Here is a 14039-nt window from a genome sequence, read left to right as displayed (position 1 = left end):
AGCAATATTAATAAAGATTGAAGACCCTAAGGGTAAAGTGTTTTTTGCACAAGAAAGAAATGGTAAGTATCCTAAGACTTTTGATATGTATAAGTTTAGAAGTATGGTTCATAATGCTGAGGAATTATTAGATAGTCTTATGGAAAAAAATGAACAAACTGGTCCTGTGTTTAAGATACAAGATGATCCTAGGATAACAAAAGTAGGTAAGTTTATAAGAAAAACTAGTATAGATGAATTACCTCAGTTAATTAATGTATTAAAGGGAGATATGACCCTTGTGGGACCGAGACCACCAATCCCTCACGAGGTAGAGCAGTATACTGAATACCAAATGCAAAGACTTGCTGTAAAGCCAGGGCTTACTTGTATATGGCAAGTAAGTGGTAGAAATAGTATAGATTTTGATGGCTGGGTTGATATGGATATAGAATATATACGAACAAGAAGCTTGTTACTTGATATAAAATTAATATTTAAAACAGTTTTTGTTTTATTTGGCGATGAAAATGCATCATAAAGGAGTAAGTTATGGAATATATAAGACGATTTGAAGATTGGTCAAACAGTGAATATTTTGATATAGAAACTAAGGAAGAATTAGCGAATTTAAAAGATAACATAAAAGAAATAGAAGATAGATTTTATAAAAATTTAGAATTTGGGACTGGTGGACTTAGAGGTGTAATTGGCGCTGGTACAAATAGAATAAATAAATATACTGTAAGGCGAGCAACTTATGGGCTAGCCAACTATATTATTAAAAAATGTGGTGAAGATGGTAAAAATAAAGGTGTAGTAATTGCCTATGACAGTAGATACAAAAGTGAAGAGTTTTGCTTAGAAACAGCTAAGACATTGGCTGCGTGTGGCATTAAGGCTTATATTTTTGATAGTTTAAGGACTACACCTCAGTTATCTTTTTCGGTAAGACACTTAGGATGTGTTGCAGGGGTAGTTATTACTGCAAGTCATAATCCTCCTGAGTATAATGGGTATAAAGTATACTGGAGTGATGGTGGACAAGTTTGCCCTAATATAGCAGAAGAGATAATTACTGAAGTTGATAAAATAGAAGAGTATAGCTCAATACCTACTACTAATGATACTAATGAGTTAATAATAACATTGGACGAAAGCGTGGATATAGCTTTTATAGATGCTGTAAAAGAGCAAGTAATAAATCAACAGCTAATAGATAAAGTAGGAAAAAATATAAAAATAATATTTACTCCAATACATGGAACCGGTAATAAACCTATAAGAAATGTATTAGATGAAGTTGGATTTAAAAATGTAAGAGTAGTAAAAGAACAAGAAAATCCAGACTCTAATTTCTCAACAGTAAAATATCCTAATCCTGAAGAAAAAGCTGTGTTTGATATAGCTATCAAGATGGCGAAAAATGATGGAGCAGATATAATAATAGGCACTGATCCAGATTGTGATAGAGTAGGTGTTGTAGTAAAAAATAATCAAGGAGAATATGTAGTTCTAAATGGAAATCAAGTAGGATCATTACTAGTAGACTATGTATTAAGCAATAAAAAAGAAGAATTAAAAAATATTCATAATCCTATGATAGTAAAAACGATAGTAACTTCAGAGCTGGGAGCAAAAATTGCAAATTCATATGGAGTAGGAAGTATAGATACTCTAACAGGATTTAAATTCATTGGTGAGAAGATATATGAATATGAACAAAGTAATGAAGCTACATTTATAATGGGATACGAAGAGAGTTATGGATATTTAATTGGAACACATGCTAGAGATAAAGATGGTGTAGTATCAGCACTATTGATATCTGAAATGGCAGCTTATTACTATGATAAAGGAATGACTTTATATGAAGGACTTGAAGAGGTGTACAAAAAGTATGGATACTATAAAGAGGAGCTGAAGTCAATTACTTTAAAAGGTATAGATGGAATGGAACAAATAAAGTCTATAATGAGCCACTTTAGAGACTCTGAGATAATAGAAATAGCAGATATAAATGTAGAAACAATAAAAGATTATAAAGTGGGAATAGATAACCTACCAAAATCAGATGTACTTAAATTTATACTTGAAGATGGGAGTTGGATAGCTGTTAGACCATCTGGAACAGAGCCTAAGATAAAATTCTATTTTGGATGTAATGGAAAAAAATATGAAGAAGTAGATGCAAAGCTAAAAAATATAATAAATGAAATAGTTAACACTGTTGACTCTATATAACTGGGAGTAAATAACATGCAAATATATAATGTAATAATGGCAGGAGGCGGGGGAACTCGCTTCTGGCCTTTAAGTAGACAAGCACACCCAAAGCAACTGCTTAACTTAAGTGGGGATGATGCACTTATAAATGAAACTATAAAAAGAATAAACTGTTTATCAGATAAGGAAAACTTATTTGTAGTCACTAATGAAAAACAAATAGAATTATTAAAAGAAACTGTTAGAGATATGTGTGAACACACTAATATATTACCAGAACCAAGTGCAAGAAATACAGCAGCAGCTATAGGATATGCAGCATTTAACATAATGAAAAAACATGGAGATGGCATAATGTGTGTTTATCCAGCGGACCATTATATAAAGAATGAAGCTGAGTTTAATAATATATTACACAAAGCTATAAAAGTAGCAGAAAAGAATGAAAAGTTAGTTACTATAGGCATAACACCAACATTTCCTTCTACTGGATATGGGTATATAAACTTTGATAAAGAAAATATATGTAGTGATATAGCATATGATGTACTTGAATTTATTGAAAAACCTAATTATGAAAATGCAAAGACTTATGTTAACAGTGGTAAATACGTATGGAATAGTGGAATGTTTGTGTGGAAAGTATCTAAAATATTGGAAGACTTTAAAAGATACTTGCCTAAGCTTTATTATAGATTAGAAGAGTTAGCTCAATTTATAGGAACAAATCAAGAAGAAGAAAAACTTCGAGAGATATATCCAACTATACCATCTATATCTATAGACTATGGGATTATGGAGCGAAGTAATGATGTTGTAGTTGTTCCTGGTGATTTTGGATGGAATGATGTTGGAAGTTGGGATGTGCTTGGTGCTATATATCCTACAGATCAAGAAGGTAATATAAAAAGGGGAGAAACAATTGCGATAGATACTAAAGATTGTATAGTTTATTCAGAAGATAAATTGATAGCTACTGTAGGTGTTAATGATTTAATAGTTGTATCTACTGAAGATGCAGTTATGGTGTGCAGAAAAGATAAAGCACAAGATGTTAAGAGAATAGTAGATAAACTAAAAGAAAAAGATAGTAAAATGTATCTTTAGTAAGGATGATAAATATGGAAAAAATAAAAATTTTACATGTTACCCAAGCAACAATAGGTGGGACTTTGGAGTATATAAAACTATTTTTCTCTCATATAGATAAAGATAAATATGAAGTTTGTTTGATTTGCCCTAGTTATGGCCCTATGAAACAAGAAATTGAAGATATGGGTATTAAGGTTTATCCTATAGAAATGAGCAGAGAGATAAGCCCTAAAGAAGATATAAAATCTTTTTTTAAGCTAAAGAGTGCTATAAAAGAGATAGGGCCAGATCTAGTTCATCTTCATAGTTCGAAAGCGGGAGTATTAGGCAAACTAGCTTCTTATTTAAACAAGGTACCCTGCATATACAATGCACATGGTTGGGCTTTTTCAATGAATGTGAGTGATAAAAAGAAAAAAGTTTATGCGTTAATAGAAAAATATACATCAATATTCTGTGATTATATAGTTAATATATCGGATTATGAGCATAAATTAGCTAAAGAATACAAAATAGCAAAAGAAGAAAAAATGGTTACTATACACAATGGAATAGATATAAATAAGTATAATGATAAAAAATATTCAAAAGATATGATTCTAAAAGAAATAAATATTCCAAAAGATAGTTTTGTAATTGGTATGGTAGCTAGAATATCTGAGCAGAAAGATCCTATTAAGTTCGTTCATATAGCTGAGGAAGTATGTCAAAAAATAGATAATGCTTATTTTGTATTAGTGGGCGAGGGTGAACTAAGAGGTGAAGTAGAAGCATTAATAAAGCAATTTAATATAGAAAATAGAGTCAAAATCACTGGATGGGTTAATGATGTGAATAGATATATATCTATTTTTGATACAGCTATATTGACATCTAGATGGGAAGGATTTGGGCTTGTAATTACAGAATACATGGCTGCGTCTAAGCCAATAGTAGCGTCTAATGTAGGTGGAATACCAGAGTTAATAGAAGATGGATATAATGGTGTGTTAGTTAATATAGATGATTCTAAATTATTTATAACATCTATACTAGAAATTAGAAAAAATGAAGCATTGAGAAATAAATATGTAACAAATTCTAATAAACTACTAAAAGAAAGATTCGACATAAAAACAGTAATAGATAAGCACGATGCTTTATATAAAAAATTGATACTTAAATAATAGGAGGTGTATCGATGTCTAAAATTCTAGTGAATGCATTGCAATTCTCTACTAATGGTGCAGGAATATCTAAATACTCTCATAAATTATCTGAGCAATTAATTGCTGATAATGGCAATATAGATGTACTATGTAGAGATAATATGATCAATGAATTTGTCAATAAAGAACAGCTTATACCAATAAATATAAAACAAAATAGTAGCTCAGATAGAATAATAAATGAACAGTTAAAATTATTAAAATTGTACAAAGACTATGAATTAGTACATTTTTTAGATTATGCTACACCGGCGTTATATAAAGGTAAAAAAATAGCTACAATTCATGATATGGCCATGCATACCATGGAAGATAAATACACAAAAGCTCAAGTAATGACAAAGAAAATATTGCTTGAGAATACTATAAAAAATGCAGATAAACTTATATGTATATCTGAGTTTACAGCAAAAGAACTAGTACATTACTATCCAAATATTGATGATTCGAGAATCGAAGTTATTTATAATGGATTTGAGTATAAAGAAATAGAATTAAATTATGAAATTACAAATAGAGTTGTGAGTAAATTTGGAATAACTAAAGATTATTTACTATTCGTAGGAACATTATCACCTCATAAAAATGTTGAAAGAATAGTGGAAGCGTTTAATGAAATAAAGAAACAAGGACATGACTACCAACTAGTCATATGTGGTAAAAAAGGTTGGCTTTATGAAGATATATTTAATAAAGTAAAGAGGCTAAATATAGAAACTGAAGTTGTATTCACTGACTATGTCACAGATGAAGAGTTAGAAGTATTATACAGAAATACTAAATTATTTGTATTTCCATCACTATATGAAGGATTTGGTTTTCCGCCAATTGAGGCGATGGCTAGAAAAGTTCCTGTGCTTACTTCTAAAGAAGGAGCATTACCAGAAGTAGTAGGAGATGCGGCTTTATTCTGCGACGCATATAGTGTACAAGATATATCACAAAAGATTATAAACGTTATAGAAAATAAAAGTCTAAGTAATCATTTAATATTAAATGGAATAAGAAGAAGTGAATATTTTTCATGGAAAAATGCATGCAGTAGTATAAATGATATATATAATAAAATTTTAGAGTAATTTCATTATGTACATTACAATATTAACATAAAAATTTATATGAGGTAAGAATAATGAACTATATCATAATATTAAGTGTACTATCATCGTTATTAAACGATTATTTTGCAAGAACGATACCTATATTATCTAAAGCTACATCGCTAATTACTTTAATACTAATAGCATTATCTTTAGTTAATATACTCAAAAATAAAAGGATAAAAAAATATCAAACAATATATAGCATAATATACTTAAATATAGTATTTTTTTGTGTTCAGAGCTTATTTATAGGAATTAATCCATATACAATAAAATTAACCATATATAGTGTAACAATAATAGTTTTAATTAATTACTTAAATGATAAAACTATAGACTTACTGTATAAAATAATAGTAATTATATCTTTAATTTTATCGATAGACATAATTGTACAAGGGATAAACTTGGCCTTTAGCGGAATAAACTTAAGAAACTTAAGACACTTCACCTTATTAGATAAACAAGGATATAATATATTTTATAGTTTTTCTATACCTATATTAATTGTAAATATATATGAAAGAAAAAAAAGAAAAGATATATTGATGTTAATATTAAGTAGTATAGCAACCTTATTTTTTATACAGATAAAATCTTTTTTATATACTATACCTTGTGGTCTGATATTAGCATTACTAACACTAAAAATTGTAAAACCTACTAAAATATTGAGATATGTAGCTATAGTATCAACTATAATAGTGATGCTAATTACTTTGTTTCCAAATGTAGTTCCTAGTCAGTTGTCTACACCAATAGATTATTTTATATTAAAGGATACAACAAATTTGACTAAAGATGATTTAAGAAATTTGGATACATTTATTATAAGAAAAGAAATTTGGAACAATGCACTAGAAAATATAAAAAATAAACCTATTCTAGGTATTGGATATGGTAACTATCAAACGTTAGTAAAAGATAAAAAAGTAGTGTCTAGCATAACTGGCATAGTTTATGATATGCCAGAGGTTACTGAAAGTGGATTACTGAGCTTTATACTAGAAGGAGGTATTTTAGGATTTATAATGCATTTAACTATAATAATATGGATAATAGTTAACACAGGTTATATTAGAGAAATTAATAAAAATACGGTGATAACAACTACTATATATTTTGTATTTTTAGTATCTAATATAGTTCAAGATAACTTGAATTATCTATACTGGTTTATAATTGCAGCACAAATATATAATACTAAGGTATATAAGCAGAAGTTAAATTAACATTTTAAGGAGTATTAAATTGATAGATAAATTAAGAAGAATACGCAATAAAATGCCTATAATTAATTATAATAAAAATTATATTATAGATACCAAAAGATTAAGAAAATTAAGGTTTTTAAATATAGATAAAGATGTAAGACTATCTGAAAATAGTGGATTTTACAATACGCAAAATATATCTATAGGGCGAGGAACTTTTATTAGTAGAGAGGCCTATATAGACGCAATAGGCATGGTAAAAATAGGCTGTGGGTGTATGATAGGACCTAGATTAACAATAATATCAGGCAATCATTATTATAAAGGGGAGGATCTGAAAAGTATTCCTTTTGATAATAGATATGTAGTTAAACCTGTGATAATAGAAGATAATGTATGGATATGTTCTAATGTGACTATATCACCGGGAGTAACTATAGGAGAAGGCGCTGTTATAGCTATGGGTGCGGTGATAGTAAAAGATGTACCTTCATTAGCTATAGTTGGAGGGAATCCACAAAAAATTATAAAATATAGAGATTCGGATTTATATTATCAGTTAAAAAAAGATAATAAATTCTTTTATAGCCAATATACAAACAAAGAATTTGAATATATAACTGAAGTTTAAAGCATAAGAAAGAAGGTAAGATCAAATGAAAACAAAAATGAAAACTATATTAATAACAGGTGGAGCAGGTTTTATAGGATCTACCTTAGCAGATAAACTATTATTAAGTGGAAATAAAGTAATAATAGTAGATAATTTTAATAACTTTTATGATCCAACAATAAAAGAGAATAATATTGAAGAAATAATCAGAAATATGAAACAAAATAGTATACCGGAAGATAAAATGCTATTATACAGAGGAGATATAAGGGATAAATCAACTATGGATAGTATATTTAGTTCAAACAATATAGATATAATTGTCCATCTTGCAGCAATGGCAGGCGTTAGACCGTCTATAAAGGATCCTGAATTATATTATGATGTAAATATAAATGGAACTTTAAACTTATTAGAACAATGTAAGAAGCATGATGTAAAGAAATTAATATTTGCATCAAGTTCTTCTGTATATGGAGAAAATGAAAAAGTACCATTTAGCGAAGATGATGCAGTAGATAATCCTATATCTCCATATGCATCAACGAAGAAGTCAGGAGAATTATTATGTTATACTTATCATCATTTATATGATATAAATGTAGCTTGTCTTAGATTTTTCACAGTTTATGGTCCTAGACAAAGGCCAGACTTAGCAATTCATAAGTTTAGCAAGCTTATCATGGAAGATAAAGAGATACCGTTTTTTGGAGATGGATCTACACAAAGAGATTATACGTATATAGATGATATTATAGATGGTGTAGTAAAGAGTATACAATGGGTAGATGTAGATGAAAAAAGATACGATATATTTAATTTAGGAGAATCCCAAACAATATCATTAAATCAAATGGTAGAAACTATAGAAAATGTAGTTGGGAAAAAAGCTATAAAAAATGTACTAGCTATGCAACCAGGCGATGTTACGAGAACTAATGCAGATATAGGTAAATCAAAAAAAATATTAAATTATAATCCAACTACTAACTTTGAAGAAGGTATAAATAAATTTGTTAGTTGGTTAAAAAGCAACTAGTTATTGGAAAGGGAATTTATAAATGCGAAAAAAAGTATTGTTTGTTCTTCCTTATTGGACAAGAGGTGGAGCTGAAAAGCAATTTAAATATATTTATGATGCAATATCTAAACAGCATGATGTTGATATTTTATTATTTAATAATGAGGACTTAGATATACCGAATTTAAAAAATAAATTTTATATAGAAAATGACTTATTTACAGATAAAAATAAAGTTTCAAAGATTTTTTTAAGACTAAAAAGCTATATAAAAATAAATTCTTTTATAAAAAATGAATTACCAGAATATGATTTAGCTATAGGTCATAATAAGCTCTTGGTACCTATTATGAGAATGCTAAGATATAAAGCTAAAAAAATTATATTTTCAGCAAGAGAAGCAGATGAAGCTTTTGGAAAAGGACTTATAAAAAAAATGTTATCAAATTTAGATATGATAACATGCAACTCTCAAGCTACAGGTGAACTGTTGAAAAATGTTAATTCTAATATTGAGTGTATAAATAATGGAGTAGAAATTAAGCATAATTTAGAATTTGAAAATATAAAAAATATAAATACTATCGGAATAATAGCAAATATTACAAGGAGAAAAAATGTAAAAATTGTTATAGAGTCACTTCAATACATTTCTCGGAATATTAGCATTATTATTGCAGGCAAAGTTGTAGATAATGAGTATTATGAAGAGATAAATAAATATATAAAGGAACAGAATTTAGAAAAACAAGTTGAATTTTTAAACTATGTTAATAATATGGAAGATATTTACAAAAAGTGCGATATAATTATTTTACCTTCGTTATATGAAGGTACATCAAATGTTATTCTAGAAAGCTATTCTAGAAAAAAATTTATATTACTATCTGATATACCAGAAAATAAGTGTTTAGTAAATGCTCAATATAAAGATATTGTTATGTTCAATCCTAATTCAACGAAAGATTTAGGAGATAAAATAAATAACATAGATAGATTATGTTTAGATAAAAGCAATATAGTAGAAGAGATAGTAGAAGAAAATTATAATCTTATCATCAAAGAGTACTCTATTGATAATCTGAAAAATAAATATTTAGATTTAATAGAATCATACTAACTGGAACTTTTATTAATTAATAAAATTATCAATTAATATATACGATAGAGGCAAAGTATCAGTGTTTAATCTTGTTTTAAAATAGTGATATATATAAGAATTTATAACTAGAGCTCTAATAATAGCATTAGCTTACAATATTTATTATATTATAAATAAGTTAGTTAAATAACATACATTAAGAGATAAAACATACTTAATTAGATATATTGGTAAATCGATAGTAACATAAGAGGAGTGAAAATAATGAAAATAGTAATAGCAGGAACTGGTTATGTGGGTTTGTCTAATGCTATACTACTAGCCCAGCACAATGAAGTAGTAGCAGTAGACATAATCCAGGAAAAAGTAGATATGATAAATAAGAAAAAATCTCCGATAGTAGATAAAGAAATCGAAGATTACCTAAGTAATAAAGAATTAAATTTAATAGCAACTACTGATGTATTTAAAGCATATCAAGGGGCGGATTATGTTGTTATATCTACACCAACCGACTATGATGTAGAAAAGAATTACTTTAATACAAGAACCGTTGAAGCAGTTATAGCTAATGTATTATCTATAAATCCAGATGCTACAATGGTAATAAAATCAACAGTACCAGTAGGATACACAGAAAAAGTAAGAGCAATGTTTGACACTGAGAACATAATATTCTCACCAGAATTCTTAAGGGAAGGAAAGGCTCTGTACGACAATCTATATCCTTCGAGAATAATAGTAGGAGAACAATCGGAAAGAGCAGAAAAATTTGCTCAGCTTCTATTAGAAGGAGCAATAAAAAAAGATATTCCAGTATTACTGACTAATAGTACTGAAGCAGAAGCTGTTAAGTTATTTTCGAACACTTATCTAGCGCTTAGAGTTGCATATTTTAATGAACTAGACACTTATGCAGAACTTAGAGGATTAGACACAAAGCAAATAATAGACGGTGTTGGACTAGACCCTAGAATAGGGAGTCATTATAACAACCCTTCATTTGGATATGGAGGATATTGCTTACCAAAAGATACTAAACAGTTAAGAGCAAACTATAATGATGTACCTAATAATATAATAGGGGCTATAGTAGATGCTAATAGAACTAGAAAAGATCATGTTGCAGATATGATAATAAAAAGAAAACCAAAAACTGTAGGTATATATAGATTAACAATGAAAACTGATTCAGATAACTTTAGATCATCTTCTGTTCAAGGTATTATGAAGAGAATAAAAGCTAAAGGAATAGATGTTGTTATATATGAGCCAGTTTTAAAAGAAGATACTTTCTTTAATTCTAAGGTTATTAAAGACTTTGATGAATTTAAAGAGGTATGTGATGTTATAGTATCTAATAGATTATCAAAAGAACTATTTGATGTAGAAGAGAAAGTTTATACAAGGGATTTATTTAATAGAGACTAAAGCTATATAAATAATGGCGATAGTATATGAATAAAGTATCTAAAGTAGCAGCATGGCTATTATAGATACTATAATCAATAGAGTAGTAGGATTGGGGATCAAATTAGTAATAGCATCATAATATGTATTTTTATGCAATAAAAATACATATAAGTAAAAAAGGTAAGCATATAAATAAAACTGTATAGTTATAATTTCAGAACGCATGTCATAATCACAGATATTGATTGCTAAAAAATTTATTGATTTTTAAAAATATAACATAATAAATAGAAGTATATGAGGATTTGATAAAAATATGAAAAGCTATAAAAGCAAACTAAATAAAGATTATAAGAAATATTCAAAAATACCTTACATGACAAAAATATTTCTTAACACAACTAGAAGAGGTAGCGATAATAAAATAATATATAAAATTATGAATAAATTAATATGCATAGTGAATAGTTGTGAAATACCATTGGGGATTAATATAGGAGGAGGAATGAGAATACCACATTTTAATGGAATTATAATAAATAAAGATTCGATAATAGGTAAAAATGTAACTATTTACCAACAGGTAACGATTGGAACAAATGAGATGAAAGAAAAAGGAGCACCGATTATAGGGGATAATGTATATATAGGAGCAGGAGCTAAAATTTTAGGGAATATTAGAACAGGCGACAATGTGAAAATAGGTGCTAATGCAGTAGTTGTAAAAGATATACCTTCAAATTCTACAGTATTTTGTAGTAGTCAAGTTATTAACCAAAATAAAAATGATATATAGTAGAGCATAAATATGAAATTTTTAACAATGATCCATCGATATTTAAGTAAAAGAATCAAGTAAATGGACAGTAAGATTAATAATGAATAGAATATAAGATAAAGGAGTTTAAATTGTTATATAGATACTAGCTTTAAAACACTATACATTACTTTATCTTAAAGTTGTTAGAGATTTTCATGAATTTAAAAATGTCTAAAAGTATAATCAAAAAAATTAGTAGATGTATAAGAAAAAGTTTATACAACAGATTTATTTAATCGGAAATAGAACAATATAAATAATGGAGGCAGTGTATGAGCAAAGTAGCTAAAGCAACTGTAGGACTTATGATAGCTACGATAATCGCTAAAGTATTAGGTTTTGGCCGAGAACTAGTACTAGCTTCAGCATACGGAGCATCTATGTATAGTGATGCATATATCACAGCTATGAATATACCACTAGTTATATTCACAATAATAGGAACAACACTTGGAACAGTTCTTATACCTATGTACTTTGAAGTAAACAGTGATTTAGGAGAAAATAAAGCACTAAAATTCACAAATAATGTATTTAATATAGTAATAGCTATATGTATAATATTAGCAATACTAGGATTTGTATTTACAGAGCCTTTAGTAAAAATATTTGCCATGGGATTTGAAGGAGAAACTCTGAAGATAGCTATTGAATTTACTAGAATAACAATCCTAGGAATCGTATTTACAGGACTCAGTTATGTAATGACAGCATACCTTCAGATTAAGAATAATTTCACGGTACCGGGACTTATAAGTGTACCCAAAAATATAATAATAATAATTTCTATAATACTAAGCGTAAAATATAATCCATATCTAATGATATGGGGAACATTACTTGGAATATCTATGGAGTTTTTATTCCAACTTCCATTTGCAATAAAAAGTGGATACAAGTACCAGCCATATATCAATATAAAAGATAAATATATAAAAAAAACCGCTTGGCTTATAGGACCGGTTCTTATAGGAGTAGCTGTTAATCAAATAAACACAATGGTAGATAGAACGCTGGCATCTACATTAGTAGAAGGAAGTATATCTGCACTTAACTACGCAAATAAGCTAAATGGATTTGTAATGGCATTATTTATAACATCCGTTGCAGCGGTTGTATATCCTATGTTATCAAAGCTATCAAGTGAAGATAATAACGAAAAGTTTATCAATTCAGTTACACAAGCCGTAAATAGTGTAGTTATATTAGTAATACCCATATCAGTTGGAGCTATGGTACTTGCTACTCCAATAGTCAAACTACTATTCCAAAGAGGGGAGTTTGATGCTAGGGCAACTAGTATGACAGCTATAGCACTAATAATGTACTCTATAGGTATGGTGGCATTTGGACTTAGAGATATATTGGGTAAAGTATTCTATGCACTTCAAGACACAAAAACACCAATGATAAATGGTACGATAGCTATGGCTATGAATATAGTACTTAATATCATATTAGTCAATCATTTTCAACTAGCAGGACTAGCGCTAGCAACTAGTATATCAGCCATAGTATGTATATTCTTGTTATTTGGAAGTCTTAAAAAAAGGATTGGATATTTTGGACAAGATAAAATAATAAAGACTACCTTAAAGTCAATGGTATCAGCTATTGCTATGGGTGCTGTAACCTATGTATCATACAATTTATTAAGTGGTTTGCTAGGGGTGGGATTGACAACAGAAGCTATATCACTATTTGCATCTATACTAGTAGGGGCAATAATATATGGAACGCTAGTTATAATATTAAAAGTAGAAGAAGTTAGTGCAATAACGGATACGATTAAGAAGAAGTTGAAGAAATAATTTATATGGGTGATTATGAAATCAATATATATATTTGATTTCTGAAATATAAACTATGTATGGATATGTATAAAATAATTAAATAAACCAATTGGAAATATAGGAGAGCAATAATGAGACAAAGAGTAAGAAAAGCTATAATACCAGCAGCAGGTCTTGGTACAAGATTTTTACCTGCAACAAAATCACAACCAAAAGAAATGTTACCAATAGTTGATAAACCAACTTTACAATATATAATAGAAGAAGCAATAAACTCAGGAATCGAAGAAATACTAATAGTAACAGGTCGTAGCAAAAAATCTATAGAAGATCACTTCGGTGTGACTTGTTGGTAGACAAAAGTAAGCGTGGGTTTACTACAAAACTACCCTAGTAATTAATTTTAATTACTAGAACTGATATTACGAAAGGTAGAATGATAGGGTAACGCCTTG

At 28.4% G+C, this 14039-nt stretch carries 12 protein-coding genes and 1 pseudogene; all 13 read left to right on the top strand.

The window, feature by feature from the left end:
- Positions 1-520, top strand: a 520-nt coding sequence (locus tag ACI48P_RS11170; RefSeq protein ID WP_475215701.1) for a sugar transferase, incomplete at its 5' end; no start/stop codon positions are given.
- Between the two features lie 11 nt (positions 521-531).
- The gene (locus ACI48P_RS11165; protein WP_475215699.1) at positions 532-2223 is read left to right on the top strand and encodes a phospho-sugar mutase; all 1692 of its coding nucleotides are present in this window, start codon (positions 532-534) and stop codon (positions 2221-2223) included.
- Positions 2224-2238: 15 nt separating this feature from the next.
- The gene (locus ACI48P_RS11160; RefSeq protein WP_475215697.1) at positions 2239-3312 is read left to right on the top strand and encodes a mannose-1-phosphate guanylyltransferase; all 1074 of its coding nucleotides are present in this window, start codon (positions 2239-2241) and stop codon (positions 3310-3312) included.
- Positions 3313-3326: 14 nt separating this feature from the next.
- The gene (locus ACI48P_RS11155) at positions 3327-4463 is read left to right on the top strand and encodes a glycosyltransferase family 4 protein (protein ID WP_475215695.1); all 1137 of its coding nucleotides are present in this window, start codon (positions 3327-3329) and stop codon (positions 4461-4463) included.
- Positions 4464-4477: 14 nt separating this feature from the next.
- Positions 4478-5584, top strand: coding sequence for a glycosyltransferase family 4 protein (locus ACI48P_RS11150; protein WP_475215693.1), 1107 nt, complete (start codon positions 4478-4480; stop codon positions 5582-5584).
- 53 nt (positions 5585-5637) lie between these two features.
- Positions 5638-6840: an O-antigen ligase family protein gene (locus ACI48P_RS11145; RefSeq protein ID WP_475215691.1), complete on the top strand. Its 1203-nt coding sequence runs from the start codon at positions 5638-5640 to the stop codon at positions 6838-6840.
- Positions 6841-6859: 19 nt separating this feature from the next.
- Positions 6860-7453, top strand: a complete 594-nt coding sequence (locus ACI48P_RS11140) for an acyltransferase (RefSeq protein WP_475215689.1) — start codon at positions 6860-6862, stop codon at positions 7451-7453.
- A 25-nt stretch (positions 7454-7478) separates the two neighbouring features.
- On the top strand, positions 7479-8474 hold the full coding sequence (locus ACI48P_RS11135) for an SDR family NAD(P)-dependent oxidoreductase (protein ID WP_475215687.1): 996 nt from the start codon (positions 7479-7481) through the stop codon (positions 8472-8474).
- A 22-nt stretch (positions 8475-8496) separates the two neighbouring features.
- On the top strand, positions 8497-9576 hold the full coding sequence (locus ACI48P_RS11130) for a glycosyltransferase family 4 protein (protein WP_475215685.1): 1080 nt from the start codon (positions 8497-8499) through the stop codon (positions 9574-9576).
- A gap of 246 nt (positions 9577-9822) precedes the next feature.
- Entirely contained in the window at positions 9823-10989 is a 1167-nt protein-coding gene (locus ACI48P_RS11125) for a nucleotide sugar dehydrogenase (RefSeq protein ID WP_475215683.1), read from the top strand.
- Between the two features lie 298 nt (positions 10990-11287).
- The gene (locus ACI48P_RS11120) at positions 11288-11767 is read left to right on the top strand and encodes a serine O-acetyltransferase (protein WP_475215681.1); all 480 of its coding nucleotides are present in this window, start codon (positions 11288-11290) and stop codon (positions 11765-11767) included.
- A gap of 296 nt (positions 11768-12063) precedes the next feature.
- The gene (gene murJ, locus ACI48P_RS11115; protein WP_475215679.1) at positions 12064-13602 is read left to right on the top strand and encodes a murein biosynthesis integral membrane protein MurJ; all 1539 of its coding nucleotides are present in this window, start codon (positions 12064-12066) and stop codon (positions 13600-13602) included.
- A 113-nt stretch (positions 13603-13715) separates the two neighbouring features.
- A pseudogene (locus ACI48P_RS11110) lies at positions 13716-13922 on the top strand (sugar phosphate nucleotidyltransferase); the annotation flags it as partial.
- Positions 13923-14039: the final 117 nt, after the last annotated feature.

Source organism: Romboutsia sp. LXY-2 (assembly GCF_056171995.1).
Note: the sequence above shows the minus strand (reverse complement) of the source record. Positions and strands in the feature narration are given on the sequence as shown.